Below are 22,563 nucleotides of genomic sequence, written 5' to 3'. Positions count from 1 at the left end.
CCTAACCCTCTCCCGCAAGCGGGAGAGGGGACTGTCCTGAGTGGCTTCGATACCTCTGCCTCATGGATGAGTCTGCGCGGCTGAAGGGGTTGACCGCCCTTTCCGAATACACCGAACAAGCCCCCTCTCCCTTCAGGGAGAGGGTTGGGGAGAGGGCGCCTTTCCCCGTGAACCTCACGAGAGAACACGAACATGACCACCCTGAGCATCGAACCTATCAGCCCAGCCCTGGGCGCCGTCGTTTCCGGCGTGCGTCTGGCCGATCCACTGGACGACGCAGCGCAGCGTCAGATCGAGCAGGCCCTGCTCGATCACCAGGTGCTGTTCTTCCGCGACCAGCCGCTGACGCCGACCCAGCAGGCGAACTTCGCCGCGCGCTTCGGCGACCTGCACATCCACCCGATCTACCCCAGCTCGCCGGAGCAGCGCGAAGTCATCGTGCTCGACACCGCCGTTACCGACGTGCGCGACAACGCCATCTGGCACACCGACGTGACCTTCCTGGAAACTCCGGCGCTCGGTGCCGTGCTGGCCGCCAAGCAGCTGCCGCCCTACGGCGGCGACACCCTGTGGGCCAGCGGCATCGCGGCTTTCGAAGCGCTTTCCAAGCCGCTGCAGCGTTTGCTCGACGGCCTCACCGCGACCCACGACATCAGCAAGTCCTTCCCCCAGGAACGCTTCGGCGCCACCGATGCCGACCTCGCGCGTCTGGAGGAAGCGCGCAAGAAGAATCCGCCGCGCAGCCATCCGGTGATCCGTGCCCACCCGGTCACCGGGCGCAAGGCGCTGTTCGTCAGCGACGGCTTCACCACCCGCATCAACGAGCTGGAGCCGGCGGAAAGCCGCGCCATCCTCGACCTGCTGTTCGCCCACTTCAGCCGCCCGGAGTTCACTGTGCGCTGGCGCTGGCAGGAGAACGACGTGGCCTTCTGGGACAACCGCGTGACCCAGCACTATGCGGTGGACGACTACCGTCCGCAGCGGCGGGTGATGCACCGGGCGACGATTCTGGGGGACAAACCGTTCTGACTTGAGGGGCGGCACCTGTAGGGCGCATAACCCGGAACGGGTTATCCGCCGCCGTGGCGGATAACGCCATAGGCGTTATGCGCCCTACGGAATTTTTGTGTAGGAGCGAGCTTGCTCGCGAACCGCATAACGCCCAACCCGTCGGGGAATCCGTTCGCGAGCAAGCTCGCTCCTACAAGTCGGCAACAGCCTGGAATTTCCCGTCATCCCCATGACTTGCGGCAACAAAGCCGCACCGCAGACCGCATTGGTCGCCATTCTAGGTCGCGGCGGATGGCTCACTGTCCTACGCTTTGGCAGTTCCGCTTTATGAAGAGACTGCCTACATGCAAGAAAGGATTCCCGACGAGTCCAACCTCGCCGAGCTTACGGTTCGCGGCCTGATTCTCGGCGCGCTGATCACCGTGGTGTTCACCGCCTCCAACGTATACCTCGGCCTCAAGGTCGGCCTGACCTTCGCTTCGTCGATCCCCGCGGCGGTCATCTCGATGGCCGTGCTGCGCTACTTCTCCGGTTCCAACATCCTCGAGAACAACATGGTGCAGACCCAGGCCTCGGCGGCCGGCACCCTGTCCTCGATCATCTTCATCCTTCCGGGCCTCCTGATGATCGGCTACTGGAGCGGCTTCCCGTTCTGGCAGACTGCGGCCATCTGTTCCATCGGCGGCATCCTTGGTGTGCTCTACACCATCCCGCTGCGTCGGGTGATGGTGGTGCAAAGCAACCTGCCGTACCCCGAAGGTGTGGCGGCGGCGGAGATCCTGCGCGTCGGCAGCCATGACGAAGAAGACGAGAAGGCGGGCAAGCCGGCGAAAACCGGCGGACCGGGCCTGCGCGACATCCTCGCCGGTGGCGTGATCGCCGCCGCCTTCAGTCTGCTCAGCAGCGGCTTCAAGGTACTCGCCGAAGGCTTCAGCTTCTGGCTCACCGCAGGGCAAGCGGCGTTCCGCCTGTCCACCGGTTTCTCCCTGGCCCTGGTCGGCGCCGGCTACCTGATGGGCATCACCGCCGGTATCGCCATCCTCATCGGCGTGGTGATCGCCTGGGGCGTGGCGGTGCCGCTGCTCTCGGTGAACAGCGTGCTGGCCGCCGGGCAGAGCCTGCCGGAGCTGGCGACCAAACTGTGGAGCAGCCAGGTGCGCTTCCTCGGCGCCGGCACCATCGGCATCGCCGCGCTGTGGACCCTGGCCACCCTGTTCAAGCCCATGGTGCAGGGCGTCTGGTCGTCGCTCAGCGCCGTGCGGGGGCGTGGCGAGGTGAGTGACCTGCGTACCGAGCAGGACCTGTCCGCGAAGTGGATTGTTACCATCGCAGGCGTGCTGCTGGTGGCGCTGTTCGTGGTGTTCTCCTACTTCCTCGCGGACGCCGCACCGGACCTGCACGGCTTCGGCTTCTGGGGCCTGGTGGGGGCCTGCGTGATCTTCGCCTTCTTCTTCGGTTTCCTGATCGCTGCCGCCTGCGGCTACATGGCTGGCCTGGTGGGCTCCTCCAGCAGCCCGATCTCCGGCATCGGCATCATCGCGGTGATCCTGGTGTCGCTGCTGATTCTCGGCGTTGGCTCGCTGGAGGATGGCTTCCTGGCGATGGAAGGCGGCAAGCTCGCCATCGCCCTGGCGCTGTTCACCACCTCGGTGGTGATCGCCATCGCGGCGATCTCCAACGACAACCTGCAGGACCTGAAGACCGGCTACCTGGTCGGCGCGACCCCGTGGCGCCAGCAGGTGGCATTGATCGTCGGCTGCCTGGTGGGCGCCCTGGTGATCCCGCCGGTGCTGGAATTGCTGTTCAATGCCTACGGCTTCACTGGCGCCTTGCCGCGCGAGGGCATGGACCCGAACGCCGCGCTGGCCGCGCCGCAGGCGACGCTGATGACCGCCATCGCCAGCGGGATTTTCCACAACGCGCTGAACTGGAACATGATCCTCATCGGCGTGGCGCTGGGCATCGCGCTGATCCTGGTGGACGTGCTGCTGCGCCGCACCGGCAAGGCCAGCCTGCCGGTCCTCGCGGTGGGCCTGGGCATCTACCTGCCGCCGACCATCGGCATGACCCTGGTGGTCGGTGCGGTGCTCGCCTGGCTGCTGGAAACGGCGCTGAAGAAGCGCGCCCTGGCGGCCGGCATCAACGAGGAGAAATTCTCCGACGAGCCCAAGCGTCGTGGCGTGCTGCTGGCTTCGGGCCTGATCGTCGGCGAGAGCCTGATGGGTATCCTGCTGGCGGCCATCATCGGCACCACCGGCAAGGACGCGCCGCTGGCGCTGGTCGGCGCCTCCTTCGAAGACGCCGCGCAATGGCTGGGCCTGGTGGTGTTCGTGGCGATCTGCGTGCTGTTCTACCGCAAGGTGCTCACCGGCACGCGCGGCTGATCCTGAGCGGTGATGCGAAGGCGCCTGCGGGCGCCTTTCGCATTTGGGTTTTTCGTAGGAGCGAGCTTGCTCGCGAACGAATTCACCGGCAGCTCAGATGCTGGGTGATTCGCGAGCAAGCTCGCTCCTACAAGGGCATGCGCAGGGAGCTCAGCGCACCAGATGCAGGAACTGCAGGTGCCGCTCGTACTGGTCGAGCATGTCGTTGATGATCTGTTCCTTGCTGTAGCCCATCAGGTCGTAGTCCTGGCTGCCCTCGGAGAGGTGCACCTCGGCGCGGAAGTAGCGGCGGTTCTTCAGGTGCAGGCCGCCCATGCCGGCGCGGGCGAAGGAGGGCGTGAAGTAGCCGCGCATCGACACCTGGTAGAGGAACGGATGCTGCTCGCCATGGCCGATTTCCAGGCCGATCTCCAGGTTGCCCAGATCCAGGTCGGAATCCACCTGCAGGCCCTTCTCGCGGAACACCTCCGAAACCTCGGCAATCGCCGGGCTGACCACGTCGACCATGAAGCGATACACCTCGTCGCGAGTGGGGAAGTGCACCGCCTGGGAGATGCGTCGCTTCCAGCCACCGGTCTTGGTCGAGGGCGGTGGCGCGAGTGAGTGGGTACGTGCCCGCTGGCGCTGCGATTCGAGGTAGAACGCCTTGTGCAGCCCCCACATCATCAGCAGCAGGATCAGCGAGAAGGGCAGTGAGGTGAGCACCACTGCGGATTTGAGCGCATCGATGTTGCCGGCGAACAACAGCCCGCCGGTGACCAGCGCGGTGGCCACGCCCCAGAACACCCTCAGCCATTTCGGGCCGTCGTCGTCGGCGCTGCCGCCGTGGGCGGAGAGCGTGGAGAGCACCACGGTGCCGGAGTCGGCCGAGGTGACGAAGAACACGAAGCTGACCAGCACGGTGACGGCGATCACCACGCGGCTGCCGGGGTAGTTCTGCAGCAACTGGTAGAGCGCCATGGAGGGCTCCTCGACGGCCACCCGGCCCAGTTCGCTGAAACCGTGGTTGAGCACCTGGTCGAGGGCGCTGTTGCCGAAGATCGACATCCACGCCAGGGTGAAACCGAGCGGGATGAACAGCACGCCGAAGACGAATTCGCGGATGGTCCGCCCGCGCGAGATGCGCGCGATGAACAGGCCGACGAAGGGCGCCCAGGCGATCCACCAGGCCCAGTAGAACACTGTCCAGCCGCCCAGCCAGTCGCTGCCGTCCTTGCCGTAGGCGTAGAGGTCGAAGCTCTTGGTCGGCAGGCTGCCGAGATAGTCGCCGATGTTCTGCACCAGGGTGTTGAGCAGGTGCTGGGTGGGGCCGGCGAACAGCACGAAGAGCAGCAGCGCGCAGGCCAGGACCATGTTGATGTCCGACAGCAGGCGGATGCCCTTGTCGACGCCGGAGACGGCCACCAGGATCGCCGCACCCATCATCAGCGCGATCAGCGTCATCTGCACCGGGTGGCTGTGGGCGATGCCGAACAGGAAGTCCAGGCCGGCATTGAGCTGCAGCACGCCGAAGCCCATGTCCGCGCCCAGGCCGAACACCGTGGCGATGATGCCGAAGCAGTCCACCGCATAGCCGATGGGGCCGTTGATGCGCTTGCCGATCAGCGGGTAGAGCGCCGAGCGCAGCGCCAATGGCAGGTTGTGGCGGTAGGCGAAGTAGGCCAGCGCCATCGCCACCAGGGCGAACACGCCCCAGCCGTGCAGGCCCCAGTGCAGGAACAGCAGCTGCATGGCCTGGCGCGCGGCTTCCTGGGTGCCGGCTTCGCCTTGCGGTGGCTGCTGGAAGTGCGTGAGTGGTTCGGAAACGCAGAAGAAGAACAGCGTGATGCTGATGCCCGCGGCGAAGAGCATGCCGGCCCAGGACAGGTAGCTGAATTCCGGCTCGTCGTGGTCGGCACCGAGTTTGATCTTTCCATAGCCGGAAAGCGCGGTGACCACCACGAAGATCAGGTACAGCGTCATCGCCAGCAGGTAGTACCAGCCGACGGTCCCGGCGGCCCAGGTCTGGGCGGCAAGCAGCCAGTCACCTGCGCGTTGCGGCAGGCCGAGGACGACGAGTGCGAAGAGAAGGATCAGCGCGGCCGCACCGTAGAAGACCGGTGGGTTCATGCGCATGGAGGGGCTGGGTGTTACGGACGGAGTAGGGGATTGCGGTGCAGACAAAACGGGCGGGGTCCCTCGTGTTTTTCCTTGAACAAGCATTCAATGAAAACACGATACGGCCGTCAAAGGCCAATCGGTGGGACCGATGGTCCCGCCGCCGGCCCTGTACGAGGGCCGAGCGGAGCGGGTACTGCTTTACTTGCGGCGGGCTTTCTTCGCTTGGCGAATCTCACGGCGTTCCGGGTCGACCTGCGCAGGTACGTTCAGGAAGGCGGTGGCGGCGAAAAAGCTGGCAAGAGCGGCAAAGCTGGTCACGATAGTCTCCAAAGGCTCGGGGAAATTGGGTCCCGACTGCCTGATAGCCATTTTCCCTGATATTTGTGACAAATATAAGTGAATGGTCTTTATGGTTGATATTGATCTGGTCGATGGGTCTGCCTTGCTGGTTTTTTGCAGGATAAAATCCTGAAATTGATAGCTTGCTCAGGATTCTCTGCTGTCGTCTCAAGAGGCAGCGAATCGTTTCACTGCGACCATTCGTCGCCTCAAGTGAAACGGTTCAGCGCTACGCCTCGTTCAGCAGCGTTCGCAACCGTTCGCGGACACCCGGTCGACGAAGCAGTGCCCGCAAATCGGCTTCCGTGCTGTCCGGCAGGTTCAGGTGCTCCGGCCCGATTTCCGAGCCGGGGCTGACCAGCAGGGCGAAGTGGATGACGTTCTCCAGCTCGCGAATGTTGCCCGGCCACGCATAGCCTTCCAGCGCACGCTGGGTGTCGCTGGCGATCTGCGGTACCGGCAGTTCCAGGCGTTGCGCATGCACGCCGAGGAAGTATTCGGCCAGCGGCTGGATATCGCCGATGCGCTCGCGCAGCGGCGGCAAGGTCAGTTTGCCGTCATGCAGGTACTGCTGCAGGCCTTCGAGGAATTTCCCCGCTTTCACCGCCTGGCCCAGATCGAGGCTGGTCGCTGCGACCAGACGCACGTCCACCGGCACTGGCTCGCGGGCGCCGACGCGCAGCACTTCGCGCTCCTGCAGCACGCGCAACAGCTTCTGTTGCAGCGACAGCGGCAGGTCGGCGATCTCGTCCAGGTACAGGGTGCCGCCGTTGGCCGAGCCGAACCAGCCGGCGCGGCTGCCCACCGGGCCGTTGTGCGCGCCCGGCGCATAGCCGAACAGCTCGGCCTCGGCGTAGTTGCGGCTCAGGGCGCTGCAGCTCACCGCGACGAACAGGCCGGGGCGCTCGCTGGCACGGTGGATGTGGCGGGCCAGCAGTTCCTTGCCGGTGCCCGTTTCACCGTGGATCAGCACCGGCTGCGGCAGCGGCGCCAGGCGTTCCACTTCGTCGCGCACTTCGTGGGAGCGCGGGTCAAAGAACACCAGCGCCTTGGCGCGGATGCTCAGCGGGCTCTTGTCGGCGTCGGGGAAGGTCAGCAGCGGCAGCGGCGCGTGGGGGGCGTTCATGGTGTTTCTCCTTTTGCTCCTACAGCGCGTCCAGCGCCTGCAGGAAGTCCTGGACGATGTCTTGGCTGTCCTCGATGCCCACCGAGACACGAATGGTGCCGTCGTGGATGTCCAGCGCGGTCAGGGCTTCGGCGGACAGCGCGCGGTGCGAGGTCTTGCCGGGGTGGGTGATGCTGCTCGCCACACCGGCGAGCGATGGGGCGAAGGCGGCCAGTTGCAGGTGACCGATCAGGCGGTCCACCTGGTCGAGACCGCCCTTGAGGGTGAAGCTCAACATGCCCGAATAACCTTTGCGGAACAGGCGCTGCGCCAGTGCGTGATCCGGGTGCGAGGGCAGGCCGGGGTAGTAGACGCGTTCGACCTGCGGGTGCGCTTCGAGGGCTTCGGCCAAGGCCTGGGCGTTCTGCGAATGGGCGCGCATGCGCAGGGCCAGGGTCTTGGCGCCGCGGAAGTTGAGCCAGCTCTCGAAGGGACTGGCGCTGCCGCCGGCGTTGATCTGGAAGCGCCGCGCGGCGGCGATCCACTGCGCATCGCCCACCAGCGCGCCACCCATGGCGTCGCTATGGCCGTTGAGGTACTTGGTGGTGCTGTGGACCACCAGGTCGGCGCCGTCGCGCAGCGGCTGGTAGAGCACCGGCGAGAGGAAGGTATTGTCCACCAGCAGCTTGAGCCCGTGGCGGTGGGCGAGGGCGGCCAGCGCCGGCACGTCGCTCACGCGCACCAGCGGGTTGGAGGCGGTCTCGGTATAGATCAGCTTGGTGCTCGGGGTGATCGCCGCTTCCACGGCGGCCAGGTCATTGAGGTCGAGCAGGGTGGAGGCGATGCCGAAGCGCGCCAGCTCCTTCTCGATCAGGCTCTGGGTGGTGCCATACAGCTCGCGGCTGGCGATCAGGTGGTCGCCGGCGTTCAGCACGCCCAGCAGGGCCGCGGAAATCGCCGCCATGCCGGAGGCGGAGAACAGCGCGTCCTCGCCGTCTTCCAGCTCGCGCAGCAACTCCTCCACGGCGCTGTGGTTGGGGTTGCCGATGCGCGTGTACATGTAGTTGTCGGGGTTGCCGGCGAGGAAGTCGTCGACCTGCTCCAGGGAGTCGTAGACGAACACCGAGCTCTGGTAGATCGGCAGGCTCTTGGCGCGGGTGACCATGTGCCGGTCGGCGTCGTGCCCGGCGTGCACGGCGCGGGTGGAGGGGCCTTTGGGGGATTCGCTCATGACGAGTACCTCGAAAAGAAAAACGCCGGTGGAACCTGCCCACCGGCGTCGAAGCGGGTGCGCCGAAAGCGCGCCCAGCGTGGGAGTCGTTGCGCCCGGCAGTGTGCCGGGCGGCAGATCAGAAGGCCGGCACCACGGCGCCGTTGTACTTCTTCTCGATGAAGGCTTTGACTTCCGGGCTGGTCAGGGCGGCGGAGAGTTTCTTCAGCGCATCGCTGTCCTTGTTGTCCGGACGCGCCACCAGGTAGTTCACGTAGGGCGAGTTGCGGTCTTCGAGGATCAGCGCGTCCTTCACCGGGTTGAGCTTGGCTTCCAGCGCGTAGTTGGTGTTGATCAGGTCCAGGTCGACCTGGTCCAGCACGCGCGGCAGCAGGGCCGATTCCAGTTCCTTGAACTTCAGGTGCTTGGGGTTCTCGGCGATGTCTTTCGGAGTGGCCAGGGCGTTGCTCGGGTCTTTCAGCTTGATCACGCCGGCCTTCTGCAGCAGGAGCAGCGCGCGGCCGCTGTTGCTGCCTTCGTTGGGGATGGCGACGGTGGCGCCGTCCGGCAGCTGGTCAATGGACTTGTACTTCTTCGAGTAGCCACCGAAGGGTTCGACGTGCACGCCGGTCACGGTGACCAGGTTGGTGCCCTTGCCGGCGTTGAAGTTGTCCAGGTACGGCTTGGTCTGGAAGTAGTTGGCGTCCAGGCGCTTCTCGGCGACCTGCACGTTGGGCTGCACGTAGTCGGTGAAGACCTTGATCTGAAGGTCCACGCCCTCTTTGGCCAGGGTCGGCTTGATCAGCTCGAGGATCTCGGCGTGGGGAATCGGGGTTGCGGCGACGATCAGCTTTTCATTGGCGAAAGCCGAGGTGGTGAAGGCAGCGGCGAGGGCGGTCAGAAGCAGCAGCTTTTTCATTGCGATGTCCTTGTGGGGCAGATGACCGCTGGCGTCCGGGCCGGCCGGGATGGGGCCTTCGTACGGGCGGTGGATTCTTTTTCCGCAGCGCCAGTGGCCGCGGTTGAGGCAGAAGTTACCGGCCTTTTTTATTCCAATAAAATATTAATTTTTCATTTTGATATTCGATTTTGTTCATATGGCTGCGCACGAGCGACCTGAGACAAGCTGTCGCGCGACACCCCGCCGCGCGGCAACCCACCACGGCGGTGCGCACGGGTTGGCGGCGTAAGATCGAGTTGCTTCATTGAGCGGCATCAATGCAGATCACGGTCCATTCTGAATGGGCAGCAAAAATGAAGCCGAACCGACATCAGATCGGTGGTTCGAAACACAGACTCACGCAAGAACGCCCTGCGCATGCGCAAGGCAAGGTGCCTGGCCACTGGCGTGGCGGGCGTCAGCCTGAAGAGGAATCGTCATGTTCGGATTAGAGGCGCTCGACCTGGCTCGGATCCAGTTCGCCTTTACCGTCTCCTTCCACATCATCTTCCCCGCCATCACCATCGGTCTCGCCAGCTATCTGGCGGTGCTCGAAGGCTTGTGGCTGAAGACGTCGGATGAGGTCTACCGCGACCTCTATCACTTCTGGTCGAAGATATTCGCCGTCAACTTCGGCATGGGCGTGGTCTCCGGCCTCGTCATGGCCTATCAGTTCGGCACCAACTGGAGCGCCTTCTCGGCCTTTGCCGGGAGCGTCACCGGCCCGCTGCTGACCTATGAAGTGCTCACGGCATTCTTCCTCGAAGCCGGCTTCCTCGGCGTCATGCTGTTCGGCTGGCACCGTGTCGGCCCGGGCCTGCATTTCTTCGCCACGGTGATGGTGGCCATCGGCACGCTGATCTCCACCTTCTGGATCCTCGCCTCCAACAGCTGGATGCAGACCCCGCAGGGCCACGAGATCGTCAACGGCGTCGTGGTGCCGGTGGACTGGGTCGCCATCATCTTCAACCCGTCCTTCCCCTATCGCCTGCTGCACATGGCGATCGCCTCGTTCGTCGCCACCGCCTTCTTCGTCGGCGCCTCGGCGGCCTGGCACCTGCTGCGTGGCCGTGACAACCCGGCGATCCGCAAGATGCTCTCGATGGCCATGTGGATGGCGCTGATCGTGGCTCCCATCCAGGCCATGGTGGGCGATGCCCACGGCCTCAACACGCTGAAGCACCAGCCGGCGAAGATCGCCGCCATCGAAGGCCACTGGGACAACAGCGAAGGCGGGCCGACCCCGCTGGTGCTGGTCGGCTGGCCGGACATGGAACGCGAGGAAACCCGCTTCAAGATCGAAATCCCGGTTCTCGGCAGCCTGATCCTCAACCACAGCCTGACCGAACCGATCCCGGCGCTGAAGGACTTCCCGAAGGCCGACCGCCCCAACTCCACCATCATCTTCTGGTCGTTCCGCATCATGGCGGGGCTGGGCATGCTGATGATCCTGGTCGGCTTGTGGAGCGTCTGGCTGCGCCTGCGCAAGCGGCTCTATGAGAACCGTGCGTTCCTCAAGCTGGTGCTGTGGATGGGACCGTCCGGCCTGATCGCCATCCTCGCCGGCTGGTTCACCACCGAGATCGGCCGCCAGCCGTGGGTCGTCTATGGCCTGATGCGCACCTCCGAGGCGGTGTCCAACCACAGCGTCACGCAGATGAGCCTGACCCTGGTGATGTTCGTGCTGGTGTATTTCACCCTGTTCGGCGTGGGCATCGGCTACATGATGCGCCTGGTGCGCAAGGGCCCGGTCACCCACGAAGGTCGCGAAACCAGCCATGGCGGCGCCGGCCAGAAGCGTACTCCGGCGCGGCCGCTGTCGGCTGCCGAAGACGACTTCGACGACGATGACAACGCTAGCCCGGCAGGGAGGAACTGAGCCATGGGAATCGATCTTCCGCTGATCTGGGCGATCATCATCATCTTCGGGATCATGATGTACGTCGTGATGGATGGCTTCGATCTGGGCATCGGCATGCTCTATCCGTTCTTCAAGGACGAAGGCGACCGCGATGTGATGATGAACACCGTGGCGCCGGTCTGGGACGGCAACGAGACCTGGCTGGTGCTGGGTGGTGCCGCGCTGTTCGGCGCCTTCCCGGTGGCCTATTCGGCCGTGCTCTCGGCGCTCTACCTGCCGCTGATCCTGATGCTGGTGGGGCTGATCTTCCGCGGCGTGGCCTTCGAGTTCCGCTTCAAGGCGCGGCCGAACAAGCGGCACCTGTGGGACAAGTCGTTCATCGCCGGTTCACTGGTGGCGACTTTCTTCCAGGGCGTGGCGCTGGGTGCCTTCATCGAGGGCATTCCAGTGGAAAACCGTGCCTTCGCCGGTGGCGCGCTGGACTGGCTGGCGCCGTTCCCGCTGTTCTGCGGCCTCGGCCTGGTGGTCGCCTACAGCCTGCTGGGCTGCACCTGGCTGATCATGAAGACCGAGGGGCGTCTGCAGGAGCGCATGCACGACCTGGCCAAGCCGCTGGCGCTGGTGCTGCTGGCAGTGATCGGCATCGTCAGCCTGTGGACCCCGCTGGCCCACGAGGAAATCGCCCAGCGCTGGTTCAGCCTGCCCAACCTGTTCTGGTTCCTGCCGGTGCCGCTGCTGGTGCTGGTGACCCTCTACAACCTGCTGCGCTCGGTGGCCAGCAACGACCATGTGAAGCCCTTCGTGCTCACCCTGGTGCTGATCTTCCTCGGCTACAGCGGACTGGGCATCAGCCTGTGGCCGAACATCGTGCCGCCGTCGCTGTCTATCTGGGACGCCGCGGCGCCGCCGCAGAGCCAGGGCTTCATGCTGGTGGGCGCGCTGTTCATCATTCCCTTCATCCTCGGCTACACCGCGTGGAGCTACTACGTGTTCCGCGGCAAGGTGAAGCATGGCGATGGCTACCACTGAGGTGCGCGGCATGACTCACGAAGAGCAGGAGAAGGTGCCGCTGCGCAAGCGGCTCGGCTGGCTGGTGCTGATCTGGGCGCTGAGCGTGGCCGGCCTGGGCGTTGCGGCCTGGCTGATGCGCCTGTTCATGAGTGCGGCGGGGCTGGGTACGCCGCACTGACAGATCCCATCCGGGCGCCTTCCCCCGGCGCCCGTTCCCACATCCCCCGCACGGTTTCGTGCGGGGGATTTTTTTGTCCTGGGGTTACGGGAGTGTGGTAGGAGCGAGCTTGCTCGCGAACCGAAATTGCCGGCTAACGCCAACCTGCAGCCCTGCACCGAACAGTTCCCTCTCCCTTCAGGGGGAGGGCTAGGGAGGGGGCGGCAGTCGCCCGAAGATCGGCGCATCGCTGTATTTCCCTCTCCCCAACCCTCTCCCTGAAGGGAGAGGGGGCGTCCGTGCCGGCTGATGCTGTCGTTCCATCCTGCGCCGATCGGTCGCCTCTCCCCTTGGAGAGGGCTAGGGTGAGGGCAATGCCTCGCACCAATGTTCGCGAGCAAGCTCGCTCCTACAGGGGCGGCGCTCGGGAGCGATCAGTGCAACTTGTCTCGTTTGGCCAGGGTAGGGAACAGCTTCATCCACGCGCCAGTGACGATCAGCGTGCCGACCCCGCCCAGCACCACCGCCGGCACGGTGCCGAACCAGTGGGCGGTGACGCCCGACTCGAACTCGCCCAGCTGGTTCGAGGCGCCGATGAACAGGCCATTCACCGCGCTGACCCGGCCGCGCATCTCGTCCGGGGTTTCCAGCTGTACGAAGGCGCCACGGATCACCATGCTGATCATGTCCGCCGCGCCCAGCACCACCAGCACCGCCAGAGAGAACCAGAAGGAAGTCGACAGGCCGAAGGCGATAGTGGTGACACCGAAGATGCCCACCGAGAGGAACATGATCCGTCCGACGTTGCGCTCGATGGGGAAGCGCGCCAGCCAGAATGACATCAGCAGCGCGCCCACCGCCGGGGCCGAACGCAGCAGGCCCAGGCCCCAGGGGCCGGTGAGTAGGATGTCCTTGGCGAACACCGGCAGCAGCGCGGTGGCGCCGCCCAGCAGCACGGCGAACAGGTCCAGGGAGATAGCGCCGAAGATGTCGGGGCGGCTGCGGATGAAGCGGATGCCGGCCAGCAACGATTCCAGCGTGGCCTTGCCCTGGACGGCGGGAGCCTGGCGCGAGGGCAGGGTCATGACCAGGGTGCAGGCGATGAAGTAGAGCACGGCGGTCGGCGTGTAGACCCAGAAGGCGCCCAGCGCGTAGAGCAGGCCGCCAAGGGCGGGCGCGGCGATGGTCGCTGCCTGCATGGCCGAGGCGGAGGCGGCCACGGCGCGGGGGAACAGTGCGCTGGGCACGATGTTCGGCAGCAGCGCCTGGGTGGTCGGCATCTCGAAGGCCCGCGCGGTGCCGAGCAGGAAGGCCATCACGAAGATCATCTCGCGGGTCACGCTGTCGGTGCTGGCGCCCACCACCAGCGCCACCGCCACCAGGCCCTGGCCGATCTGGCAGATCGAGGCGATGCGCCGACGGTCGTAGCGGTCGGCAACGTGGCCGGTGTGCAACATGAAGATCACGCGCGGGAGGAACTCCACCAGTCCTACCAGACCGAGGTCGAGCACGTTGTGGGTCAGCTGGTAGATGTGCCAGCCGATGGCCACGGTGATCATCTGGAAGGCGCTGGCGGTGCAGACGCGGGCGAGCCAGAAGGCGAGGAAGGGGCGGTGACGCAGCAAGGACGTGGCTTCGGCAGGCATGGCGGAGGCTTTCGCTGGAGGAGTCGTTAGGGGGCTAAGCAAAGGCTGCGAAGCGTAACACGATGTAGCACTTCTCCGGTTGTGCGGCGCGGAATGGGCGGGCTTGAGCGTCCGCGGCGCAGGTGGATGACAGGTCGTCCGATTGGCTGACAGCGCGACAAGTTGCCTGCTTGACTTTGCCTGGAAGGATGCAGATGGGTTAAAGTTGACGAAAGGGTCAGGTTTTACAGCAAGAACACCCTTCGGCGTCACCTTCGAAACGCCCCCCGATTGCGCACCCTTCCAGTTTTATTCAGCACCAGAAATCGACATGGGCGGGCCTTCACCGTCCAGAGGATGAACCATGTCCAACCGTGATATTTCCCGGCGTGCCTTCCTGCAGGGCGGGCTGATCGCCGGCGTCAGCGTGACGCTGGCGCCGCTTGGCAGCCGGGCTTTCGCTGCCCTGATGGAAAACTCCGTCACCGTCTCGCCCCAACAGTGGATGGGCCACGACGGCAAGGTGCGTTTCCGTAACGACGCACTGTCCAAGGTCTGCGGCAACAAGGTGTTCGCCCGTGACATCCGCTCCAAGGACATGCCCGGCTGGCCGCAGCAGCAGGGCCACGCCATGTTGCTCAAGACCATCAAGGCCGACCGCATCTTCGACGGCATCGATCTCGCCTGGCTGGGCGCCGAGCTGCAGCCTGACCGCATCGTTACCGCCGATGACCTGGACAAGGACGGCATCGTCTTCCCCGAAGCCCACGCGCCGGACCCGCTGCTGCCGCGCGGCAAGGTGCCGATGTTCATCGGCCATCCGGTGGCCATCCTGATCTGGAACGACTTCGAGCGCTTCCGTCAGGCCAAGCTGAAGATGAAGTTCAACGACAAGGCGATCCGCTACGGCGCGCAGGCTCCGCTGTATCAGGGCGATCCCTACGGCAGCTTCCGCTACGTGCGCGTCGGCGGCGCGACCTCGGCCGATCCGGACGAGTTCTCCAGCCTCAAGGACTCGATCCTCTTCCCGATGATCCGCGAGCGCAAACCGGTGTGGAACCAGCAGCCCAACCAGCACGGCGACCTCACCGAGCAGGGCCTGTTCTACGCGCAGAAGATCAAGGACCAGATCGAAAACCCGCCGGAAAACTGGCTGGTCTTCGACGAACGCTACAAGACCCCGTCCATCGAACCGGCCGCCATGGAGCCGGACAACGGCAACGGCTGGTACGACCCGGCGAGCAAGACCCTGCACTTCGTCGTCGCCACCCAGTGCCCGTTCGAGGCCGCCTACGAGACGGCGCACATGATCGCCCCGTCGCGCTTCGGTCTGGCCAAGCTGAACATGCACCCCGGCTACACCGTGGGCTACGGTTCCAAGGACCACAACATCTTCGTCTTCTACGCGGCCCTGGCTGCGCTGTATGGCAACGGCGTGCCGGTGCGCCTGGCCAATGACCGCTACGAACAGTTCCAGAGTGGCATCAAGCGCCACCCGTTCGACATCCGCTACCAGCTCGCGGTGGACAAGAAGGACATGACCTTCAAGATCTTCCGCACCGAGATGAGTGTGGACGGCGGCGGCCGCATCAACTACAGCCCGTCCGTGGCCGCCGTGGGCGCCACCGCTGCGCAGTCGATCTACTACATGCCGCAGAACGACCTGCAGGTGACCGCCTACCATTCCCGCGCCGTCGAGGCCGGCTCCATGCGTGGCTACGGCACCCTGCAGAGCATGGCCGCCACCGAAATGATGGTGGACGAGATCGCCGGTCGCCTGGGCGTCGACGCCATCGAACTGCGCCGCGTCAACGCGCTGAAGTCGGGCATGAAGAACACCCAGGGTGCGATCCCCGCTGGCGCCCTGCGCCTGCACGAGATCCTCGACAAGGCCGCCGCCCATGAGTGGTGGAAGACCCGCGATGCGCGCAAGAAAGAGATGGATGCCAAGGACCCGGACCACTGGTACGGCGTCGGCTTCGCCATCTGCCAGAAGGACTTCGGCACCGGTTCCGAAGCGCCCATGGCGAGCATCGAGTTCGATGCCCAGGGTAAGGTGCACATGCGCCACATCGGCATCGAGATCGGCACCGGTATGTCGACGTCCCAGGCGCTGGTGGTGGCGGACTTCCTCGGCAAGCCGGCGGACGAGATGAAGACCGCCGAAACCGAGTGGCCGGAGCTTCAGCTGCTCAGCGGCGAAGACCCCTACACCATGAGCCAGCCCACCCAGGACGAGAAGCTGCGCAACCCGCGCTGGGTCGGCAAGTACGCTTCGGCGTCGTCGGCGACCAACTCGGCTTATTACTTCAGCCACGCCACTCGCGAAGCGGCGCGTGTGCTGTTCAACCACGGCCTGTGGCCGGCGGCCCTGGAAATCTGGCGCCGCGGTCCGTTCAACGGCGCCGCCAACCCGCTGGTGGTGCGCCGCGAAGACGCCCACTGGGTGGACGGCAAGCTGACCGCCAACGGCCTGCAGCCGCTGTCGTTCGCCGAGCTGGCGCAGGTCGCTCACGAAAAAGGCCTGGTTACCGGTGCCACCGTCCACGGCTTCAACCGCTGGAGCTGGGCCGAGTGCGATTTCGTCATCGACGGCGTGCGTGACCGCCTGCCCCTGGATGCCCTGGCCGTGAAATACGGCGACGGCGCGCCGGGCGTGAAGAAGGCGCAGATGAACAGCGCCGGCTTCCACCTGCTGGATCGCCAGAACGTGGCCTATCCGCCGGTGCAACTGAACAACGCCGCCGTGACCTACTACAGCCCGGTAGCGACCATCGTCGAGCTGAAGGTGAACAAGGGCAACGGCGACGTCAGCGTGCTCAACCACCACAGCTGGATCGAGTGCGGCCGCGTGCTGGTGCCGGAACTGGTGAAAGGCCAGATCGAGGGCGGCACCGCCATGGGCATCGGCCATGCTCTGCTCGAAGACATGCCGCTGTACGAGGGTGGCCCGGGCGAGGGCGACTGGAACTTCAACCGCTACCGTCTCCCGAAGGCGAAAGACGTGGCCGTCTGGCAGCAGAGCTCGGAAATCCTTCCGCCGCTCTCGCCCAGCGACCCGTCCAAGGGCATCGCCGAAGTGGTGATGATCCCGGTGGTCGGCGCCATCGGCAACGCCGTGGCCCACGCCATCGGCAAGCGCGTCCGCGACCTGCCCATCACCCCCGCTCGTATCAAGGAGGCCCTCAATGGCTAACCGTCCGCTCAACCTGACCCTCAATGGTCAAACCGTCGGTCCGGTCGAGGTTCCCGAGGACCTGCCGATGATCGACTACCTGCACGAATACCAGAACCTCACCGGTTCGCGCCTGGGCTGCGGCCAGGGCATCTGTCACGCCTGCGTGGTGATCGTCGACAACCCCGACGGCACCAGCGAGGAAGTGCGCACCTGCATTACCGGCGCGCACTACTTCGAAGGCAAGAAGGTGCGCACCATCGAGGGCCACGCCAAGCGTGAGGAAGACGGTTCGGTGAAGGAGCTGAACCCGATCCAGCAGAAGTTCGTCGACCGCTTCGCCTTCCAGTGCAGCTACTGCGCACCGGGCTTCGTCAACGCCGCCACGGTGTTGGTGGAAAAGGCCCAGCGCCAGCCGCTGAAGAAGAGCGAGCTGGAGGCAACCATCGAGGCCAGCCTGGGCCACCACATCTGTCGCTGCACCGGGTACGTGCGTTACTACGACGCCACCCGCGAAGTGCTGACCGATCTCGGCCTGGTCAAGGAGGGCTAAGCATGCAGCGTATTCTTTCCGGCCTCGCGCTGGCTGCCGGCCTCGGCCTGGCGGTTGGCGCCCAGGCGGCAGACCAGGAGCTGATCAAGCGCGGCGAGTACGTCTCCCGCGCCGCCGACTGCATGGCCTGCCATACCGCCGAGGGCGGCGCGCCGTTCGCTGGCGGCCTGCCGATCCACTCGCCGTTCGGCACCATCTACGGCAGCAACATCACCCCGGACAAGGACTTCGGCATCGGCGGCTACAGCGCCGACGAGTTCTTCGCCGCCCTCACCGAGGGCAAGCGCAAGGACGGCGCCAACCTCTACCCGGCCATGCCCTACACCTCGTACCACCTCATCACGCGCGAGGACAGCGATGCCCTCTACGCCTACCTGATGAGCCAGACGCCGGTGCACCGCGCCGCGCCCGAAACCAGCCTGAGCTTCCCGTTCAACGTGCGCCTGGGTCTGACCGGCTGGAACATGCTGTACGGCAAGAGCGTCCAGCTGGAAAACACCGACGGCAAGAGCGACGCCTACAAGCGCGGCCAGTACCTGGTGGAAGTGCTCGGCCACTGCGGCGAGTGCCACACCCCGCGTAACCAGATCGGCGCGCTGCAGCAGGACAAGCGCCTCACCGGCGGCCTGCTCAACGGCTACAGCGCTCCGAGCCTGCTGGCCCAGGATCTGGCCGAACGCGGCTGGACCAGCGCCGATCTCACCGGCTTCCTCAAGCACGGCATGAGCCCGCAGGGCAGCATGTTCAACGAGATGTTCCCGGTGATGCACCTGAGCACCCAGCACCTGGGTGACGAGGACCTGGCCGCCATGTCCACCTACCTGCTCGGCGATCAGCCGCCGCAGGCCAAGGTGGTTCAGGCGGTTGCCCAGGACCAGCTCGGCGACAGCGCCAAGCGTGGCCGCCAGCAGTACCTCAACGTCTGCGCCGGCTGCCACGGCAATGACGGCGAGGGCAAGCCGCACATTGCCGTGGCGATGCAGGGCAACACCACCCTGCGCCTGGCCGATTCGCGCAACCTGGCCAAGGTCATCGTCGAGGGCATCCGCGAGCAGCAGTTCACCGGTTTCGAGCGCATGCAGCCGATGCCGGGCTTCGCCGACAAGCTCAGTGACGAGCAGCTCACCGACCTGATCAACTACCTGCGTCAGGCCTGGGGTGGCTTGCCGGGCGACATGGGCGTACAACAGGTCGCTCAACTCAAAGCGGAGTGAGTCGTGCAGCATCTCGATCTGCAAGTGGTCCGCCAGGCGCTCCAGTGGTCCAGCGCCGGCCAGCGCGTGTGGTTGTGCAGCGTGCTCTTCACCTACGGCTCGGCGCCCCGCGCGCCGGGCTCGCTGCTGGCGGTCAACGCCAGCGGCCAGTGGGTGGGCTCGCTGTCCGGCGGCTGCGTCGAGGATGACTTCCTCGAACGCGTCGCCGAGGGCGAGTTCAGCGAGCCGGTAGTCGTCGTGCGTTATGGCGACGGCACCGACACGCGCTCGAACATCCGCCTGCCCTGCGGCGGCATCCTCGATGTGCTGGTGGAAAACCTCGCGCCCGATTGTGAGGTCCAGGCGCACCTGCGCGAGCTGGAGTCGGCGCTGCTCGGCCAGCGCCGCCTGCTGCGTGAAGTGAGCCTGGTCGACGGCTCTCGTCGCCTGAGCGATGACCACGACCACGGCCCGCGCGTAGAGCGTGACGAAGCCAACGTGCGTCTGCGCGTTGGCGCCGCCCAGCGCCTGCTGCTGGCGGGTTATTCCAGTGTCGCGCATTTCTGCGCGGAGTTCGGCAAGGGCCTGGGCTTCGAAGTCATCCTCTGTGACCCCCGCGAGGAAGCGCTGGAGGGTGTGGTACTGGACGGCATCGAAATCCGCCGCGAACTGCCGTCGATCTTCATCGCCGATGGTGGCTGCCACGCGGATACCGCCGTGGTCGCCCTGACCCACGACCCGAAGATCGATGACCTGGCGATGCTCGAAGCCGTGCGCACCGAGGCCTTCTACATCGGCGTGATGGGCTCGCGCACCACCTCGGAGAAGCGCCGCGAACGCCTGCACCGTATCGGCGGCCTGAACGAGGCGGAGCTGGCGCGCATCCACGCGCCCATCGGTCTCAACCTGGGCAGCAAGACCCCGGCGGAAATCGCCCTGGCGGTGCTCGCCGACATCCTGCGCACCCGCAGCGGCATCGCTCGCGAGGCGCTGTGACGGTTGTCGCACTGGTCCTGGCTGCCGGCCAGGGCTCGCGCTTCGGCACCGACAAGCGCCGTGCGACCCTGCCTGATGGCCGCTGCCTGCTGGCGCACAGCGTCGAGCGGGCCCTGGCGGTGTTCGATGAAGTGTGTGTGGTGCTGCGTGAGGGCGAGCGGGCGGAGGACTTCGGTCTGCCTGCCGGTTGCCAGGTTACCCACAGCCCGGACGCCGCGTTGGGCATGGGCCACAGTCTGGCTGCTGGTGCGGTTTCCCTGTGCGACAGCGACGCCCAGGCGGTCGCCATCCTGCTCGGCGACATGCCGTGGATCGCTCCTCAGACTCTGCGTGCGTTGAGCGAAGCAGCCAGCGCTTCGAGCATTCTTTTTCCGATTTTCGAAGGCCAGCGCGGGCACCCCGTGTTGTTCGGCCGCGAGTTCTGGCCCGCGCTGACGCAGCTCACCGGCGATGAAGGCGCGCGGACCGTTGTTCAGGCGAACCGCGATCGTTGCGTCACCCTGGAAGTCGCCGATGCGGGCGTGCTCCGTGATGTCGACACGCCGAACGCCTTGCGCTCCTGACCGGGTTCGCGACACCCGAACCCCATCCCCGTAGGGCGAATAACGCCCCAGCGTTATCCGCCGCAAAAGCCAACGGCGGATAACCTGTTCCAGGTTATGCGCCCTACGAAATCAGCGCTGCGCCAGCCACTGCGCAATGCGCGGCCAGATTTCCTGACTGGCATTGCGCGACAGCAGTAACCGGTTATGGCGGTAGTCCTCTCGCGCACCGGTCTCCAGTCCGAACAGCTCCAGCGCCGCATCACGCCCGCCGAACGCCTTCACCAGCGCCTCGCACCCGGCGACGGGCGCAATGAAGGTATCACCGCTGCCCGCCACGCCGAGCACCGGTAGATCGACGTCAGCAAGTCCCGCCAGATAATCGAAGCCCTCCAGCGAATCGAAGCGCCGCCGCAGGTTCCACTGGCACCACTGCCGCATCAATCGTGCGCTCTCCGCTTCCGGCCCGACATTCTTTGGCCGGCTGGGCGCGACACGCCGCCAGCGCAGCATCCAGTCGAACCCCAGGATTGCCAGCCGGTGCTGCAGGCTGGCTCCGGCCGCCGTGGCCTGGGAACCGATCAGTACCGTCGAGCGCAGCCGACGTTTCGCCATCTCCGGGTTGCGTGCCGCCCACATGGAGACGATCAGCCCGCCGCCGGAATGGCCGATCCAGTGCAGTGCCGTGTGTCCGCTACGCCGACTCACCGCATCGAGAATCGCCGGCACGTCCTGCTCGGCTACATCATCAAAGCTGTGGATAAAGCCGTTGCGCCCGCTGTCGCCATGCCCGCGCCAGTCGAATAGCCAGCAGGCGAAGCCACGGCTGCCAAGATAATTGGCCAGGCCCAGGCAACTGCGATGGTTGGAGAAGGTGCCGTGGGTCAGCACGACCGGTACGCCGTCCGCAGGGCCTGCGCGGCGCAGGGCGAGATCGACACCGTCGGCGGTACGGATCAATTCGGCTACGGCAAGCGGGGATTCCTGTACGGTCATGGCGGCATCCTGGCGGAGGGCGATCCATGCTGCTCCGGCGCGCGTGCCGGAGCAATCCCGCCAGCTTATTTGGTCGCTTTCAGCACCACGAATTTCGGATTTGCCGCCACCTGCTCGACGCCGCGGAACAGGCGTTTGAGCTTGGCGTGGTAGCCAAGGTGGCGGTTGCCGACGATCCACAGTTCGCCGCCGGTGACCAGTGCGGCGCGGGCCTGCTGGAACATGCGCCAGGCGAGGAAGTCGCCGACCACCTGCTGCTGGTGGAAGGGCGGGTTGCACAACACCAGGTCCAGCGAATCCGCCGGCTGGCTGGCGAGGCCGTCGTCCGGATGGATATCCACAGGGCGATCGACGAAGGCGGCCTGCCAGTTTTCCCGCGCGGATTGCACGGCCATGTAGGACTCGTCCACCAGCGTCAGTTCCGCCTGCGGATTCTGCTGGGCGAAGGCGATGGCCAGCACGCCGTTGCCGCAGCCCAGGTCGGCGGCGCGTACGGCATGGTGGTAGTGCGGCAGGTGCGGGAGGAAGGCGCGGGTGCCGATGTCCAGGCCTTCGCGGCAGAACACGTTGGCGTGGTTGACCAGCGTCAGCGCCGGTTTGTCCAGGCGGTAGCGGGTGGGGTAGGGCGACGCCGGCGCCGGACGTTGCTCGGCAGTGGCGACCAGCAGGCGGGCTTTCTTCACCGCCAGCGAGGCCTGCATCGGGCCAATGTATTTTTCCAGCAGGTCGCCGGCGGCGCGGGGCAGGTGCTTGATCATGCCGGCGGCGACCACCTTGGCCCCCGGCGCCAGATGGCCGTGCAGGCGAATCAGTTGTTCTTCCAGCAGCGCCAGGGTCTTGGGCACCCGCACCAGCACGTGGTCGAACGGGCCTTGCGGGGTTTCGCTGGCGGGCACGAAGGTCAGCGGCGCGTCTGCCAGCCCGTTGAGTTCCAGGTTGCGTTGCAGGGCGATGAAGCCCAGGTACGAATCGCCGCTGCTGGTCACGCGTACATGGGGGGCGAGGCTGGCGGCGAGGGCACCAAAACTGTCGTTGAGCACCAGGACCCGGGTGTCTGCGCCGACGCCTTGCTCATGCAGGTGGTTGAGCAGGTACTCGTCGGCCGCATCGAAGGCCTGCAGCGGGTCGCCCTGCTGTTCAGGGTGGCGGACCAGGTCGAGCTGGGCGAAGGGGCTGGCGAGGACAGGCATGGGGCTCTCGAACGGGTGTTTCGGATGGATGGCTCCGGCGACTGTCGCAGGTCGGCCGGAAACCGGAAATTATCGCCTATCCGCGAGGCTTTCGTCTGCGTTGTGCGCAGGCGAGCGATGACCACAAGCCTTGCGGGTGTTTCTCGCGCCGCCAATACGGGAAAATGGGTCGGTT

17 protein-coding genes are annotated in these 22,563 nt (G+C 65.6%); 10 read left to right on the top strand and 7 right to left on the bottom strand.

Annotated features, from left to right (window positions below):
* Positions 1-192: 192 nt before the first annotated feature.
* Entirely contained in the window at positions 193-1,029 is an 837-nt protein-coding gene (gene tauD, locus SD196_RS23750) for a taurine dioxygenase (protein WP_416310740.1), read from the top strand.
* A 326-nt stretch (positions 1,030-1,355) separates the two neighbouring features.
* The gene (locus SD196_RS23745) at positions 1,356-3,395 is read left to right on the top strand and encodes an OPT family oligopeptide transporter (RefSeq protein WP_275608775.1); all 2,040 of its coding nucleotides are present in this window, start codon (positions 1,356-1,358) and stop codon (positions 3,393-3,395) included.
* A gap of 150 nt (positions 3,396-3,545) precedes the next feature.
* On the opposite strand, the gene betT is transcribed toward SD196_RS23745, so the two are convergent.
* From betT to SD196_RS23725, 4 genes are all read right to left on the bottom strand, one after another.
* Positions 3,546-5,504 carry a choline BCCT transporter BetT gene (gene betT / locus SD196_RS23740; RefSeq protein ID WP_416311772.1) on the bottom strand — a complete coding sequence of 653 codons (1,959 nt, stop codon included), beginning with the start codon at positions 5,502-5,504 and terminating at the stop codon, positions 3,546-3,548.
* Between the two features lie 559 nt (positions 5,505-6,063).
* Complete coding sequence (locus SD196_RS23735) at positions 6,064-6,960, bottom strand: sigma 54-interacting transcriptional regulator (RefSeq protein WP_416310739.1); 897 nt, start codon at positions 6,958-6,960, stop codon at positions 6,064-6,066.
* Positions 6,961-6,979: 19 nt separating this feature from the next.
* Entirely contained in the window at positions 6,980-8,170 is a 1,191-nt protein-coding gene (locus SD196_RS23730) for a trans-sulfuration enzyme family protein (RefSeq protein WP_275608773.1), read from the bottom strand.
* A 118-nt stretch (positions 8,171-8,288) separates the two neighbouring features.
* Entirely contained in the window at positions 8,289-9,068 is a 780-nt protein-coding gene (locus SD196_RS23725) for a MetQ/NlpA family ABC transporter substrate-binding protein (protein ID WP_416310738.1), read from the bottom strand.
* Positions 9,069-9,528: 460 nt separating this feature from the next.
* On the opposite strand from SD196_RS23725, the gene SD196_RS23720 reads away from it, so the two are divergent.
* Genes SD196_RS23720 through SD196_RS23710 form a run of 3 tightly spaced genes read left to right on the top strand, consistent with a single transcriptional unit; the run spans position 9,529 to position 12,139 of the window.
* Positions 9,529-10,968, top strand: coding sequence for a cytochrome ubiquinol oxidase subunit I (locus tag SD196_RS23720; RefSeq protein WP_275608771.1), 1,440 nt, complete (start codon positions 9,529-9,531; stop codon positions 10,966-10,968).
* A 3-nt stretch (positions 10,969-10,971) separates the two neighbouring features.
* Entirely contained in the window at positions 10,972-11,979 is a 1,008-nt protein-coding gene (gene cydB / locus SD196_RS23715) for a cytochrome d ubiquinol oxidase subunit II (RefSeq protein WP_275608770.1), read from the top strand.
* A 10-nt stretch (positions 11,980-11,989) separates the two neighbouring features.
* Positions 11,990-12,139: a DUF2474 domain-containing protein gene (locus SD196_RS23710; RefSeq protein ID WP_416311771.1), complete on the top strand. Its 150-nt coding sequence runs from the start codon at positions 11,990-11,992 to the stop codon at positions 12,137-12,139.
* A gap of 413 nt (positions 12,140-12,552) precedes the next feature.
* Here SD196_RS23710 and SD196_RS23705 read toward each other — a convergent pair whose 3' ends face one another.
* Positions 12,553-13,764, bottom strand: a complete 1,212-nt coding sequence (locus SD196_RS23705; protein WP_416310737.1) for an MFS transporter — start codon at positions 13,762-13,764, stop codon at positions 12,553-12,555.
* Positions 13,765-14,107: 343 nt separating this feature from the next.
* Here SD196_RS23705 and SD196_RS23700 point away from each other — a divergent pair, with 343 nt between their 5' ends.
* The 5 genes from SD196_RS23700 to SD196_RS23680 are packed head-to-tail and all read left to right on the top strand — an operon-like array spanning position 14,108 to position 20,223.
* Positions 14,108-16,939 carry a xanthine dehydrogenase family protein molybdopterin-binding subunit gene (locus SD196_RS23700; protein WP_343577063.1) on the top strand — a complete coding sequence of 944 codons (2,832 nt, stop codon included), beginning with the start codon at positions 14,108-14,110 and terminating at the stop codon, positions 16,937-16,939.
* A complete protein-coding gene (locus SD196_RS23695) occupies positions 16,932-17,471 on the top strand; it encodes a (2Fe-2S)-binding protein (protein ID WP_259757479.1) in 540 nt (179 codons plus the stop codon). The genes SD196_RS23700 and SD196_RS23695 overlap by 8 nt, the downstream gene beginning before the upstream one ends.
* Before the next feature lie 2 nt (positions 17,472-17,473).
* A complete protein-coding gene (locus SD196_RS23690) occupies positions 17,474-18,685 on the top strand; it encodes a cytochrome c (RefSeq protein WP_275608767.1) in 1,212 nt (403 codons plus the stop codon).
* Between the two features lie 3 nt (positions 18,686-18,688).
* The gene (locus tag SD196_RS23685) at positions 18,689-19,660 is read left to right on the top strand and encodes an XdhC family protein (RefSeq protein WP_275608766.1); all 972 of its coding nucleotides are present in this window, start codon (positions 18,689-18,691) and stop codon (positions 19,658-19,660) included.
* Positions 19,657-20,223 (top strand): nucleotidyltransferase family protein, encoded by a 567-nt coding sequence (locus SD196_RS23680; RefSeq protein ID WP_343577068.1) that lies wholly within the window; start codon positions 19,657-19,659, stop codon positions 20,221-20,223. The genes SD196_RS23685 and SD196_RS23680 overlap by 4 nt, the downstream gene beginning before the upstream one ends.
* Positions 20,224-20,334: 111 nt before the next feature.
* Here the strand turns inward: SD196_RS23680 and SD196_RS23675 are convergent, their stop codons facing one another.
* Together SD196_RS23675 and SD196_RS23670 are read right to left on the bottom strand one after the other, a co-directional pair.
* On the bottom strand, positions 20,335-21,198 hold the full coding sequence (locus SD196_RS23675; RefSeq protein ID WP_416310736.1) for an alpha/beta fold hydrolase: 864 nt from the start codon (positions 21,196-21,198) through the stop codon (positions 20,335-20,337).
* 65 nt (positions 21,199-21,263) lie between these two features.
* Positions 21,264-22,388 (bottom strand): class I SAM-dependent methyltransferase, encoded by a 1,125-nt coding sequence (locus SD196_RS23670; protein WP_343577072.1) that lies wholly within the window; start codon positions 22,386-22,388, stop codon positions 21,264-21,266.
* Positions 22,389-22,563: the final 175 nt, after the last annotated feature.

It is taken from the genome of Pseudomonas macauensis (assembly GCF_047902425.1).
Lineage (GTDB): Bacteria > Pseudomonadota > Gammaproteobacteria > Pseudomonadales > Pseudomonadaceae > Pseudomonas.
This window is presented reverse-complemented; position numbering and strand designations above follow the sequence as displayed.

What these genes read in the sequence shown, in the direction of transcription:
- tauD (WP_416310740.1), top strand. Translation starts at nt 193, where the DNA reads ATGACCACCCTGAGCATCGAACCTATCAGCCCAGCCCTGGGCGCCGTC.
- SD196_RS23745 (WP_275608775.1), top strand. Translation starts at nt 1,356, where the DNA reads ATGCAAGAAAGGATTCCCGACGAGTCCAACCTCGCCGAGCTTACGGTT.
- betT (WP_416311772.1), bottom strand. Translation starts at nt 5,504, where the DNA reads ATGAACCCACCGGTCTTCTACGGTGCGGCCGCGCTGATCCTTCTCTTC.
- SD196_RS23735 (WP_416310739.1), bottom strand. Translation starts at nt 6,960, where the DNA reads ATGAACGCCCCCCACGCGCCGCTGCCGCTGCTGACCTTCCCCGACGCC.
- SD196_RS23730 (WP_275608773.1), bottom strand. Translation starts at nt 8,170, where the DNA reads ATGAGCGAATCCCCCAAAGGCCCCTCCACCCGCGCCGTGCACGCCGGG.
- SD196_RS23725 (WP_416310738.1), bottom strand. Translation starts at nt 9,068, where the DNA reads ATGAAAAAGCTGCTGCTTCTGACCGCCCTCGCCGCTGCCTTCACCACC.
- SD196_RS23720 (WP_275608771.1), top strand. Translation starts at nt 9,529, where the DNA reads ATGTTCGGATTAGAGGCGCTCGACCTGGCTCGGATCCAGTTCGCCTTT.
- cydB (WP_275608770.1), top strand. Translation starts at nt 10,972, where the DNA reads ATGGGAATCGATCTTCCGCTGATCTGGGCGATCATCATCATCTTCGGG.
- SD196_RS23710 (WP_416311771.1), top strand. Translation starts at nt 11,990, where the DNA reads ATGACTCACGAAGAGCAGGAGAAGGTGCCGCTGCGCAAGCGGCTCGGC.
- SD196_RS23705 (WP_416310737.1), bottom strand. Translation starts at nt 13,764, where the DNA reads ATGCCTGCCGAAGCCACGTCCTTGCTGCGTCACCGCCCCTTCCTCGCC.
- SD196_RS23700 (WP_343577063.1), top strand. Translation starts at nt 14,108, where the DNA reads ATGTCCAACCGTGATATTTCCCGGCGTGCCTTCCTGCAGGGCGGGCTG.
- SD196_RS23695 (WP_259757479.1), top strand. Translation starts at nt 16,932, where the DNA reads ATGGCTAACCGTCCGCTCAACCTGACCCTCAATGGTCAAACCGTCGGT.
- SD196_RS23690 (WP_275608767.1), top strand. Translation starts at nt 17,474, where the DNA reads ATGCAGCGTATTCTTTCCGGCCTCGCGCTGGCTGCCGGCCTCGGCCTG.
- SD196_RS23675 (WP_416310736.1), bottom strand. Translation starts at nt 21,198, where the DNA reads ATGACCGTACAGGAATCCCCGCTTGCCGTAGCCGAATTGATCCGTACC.
- SD196_RS23670 (WP_343577072.1), bottom strand. Translation starts at nt 22,388, where the DNA reads ATGCCTGTCCTCGCCAGCCCCTTCGCCCAGCTCGACCTGGTCCGCCAC.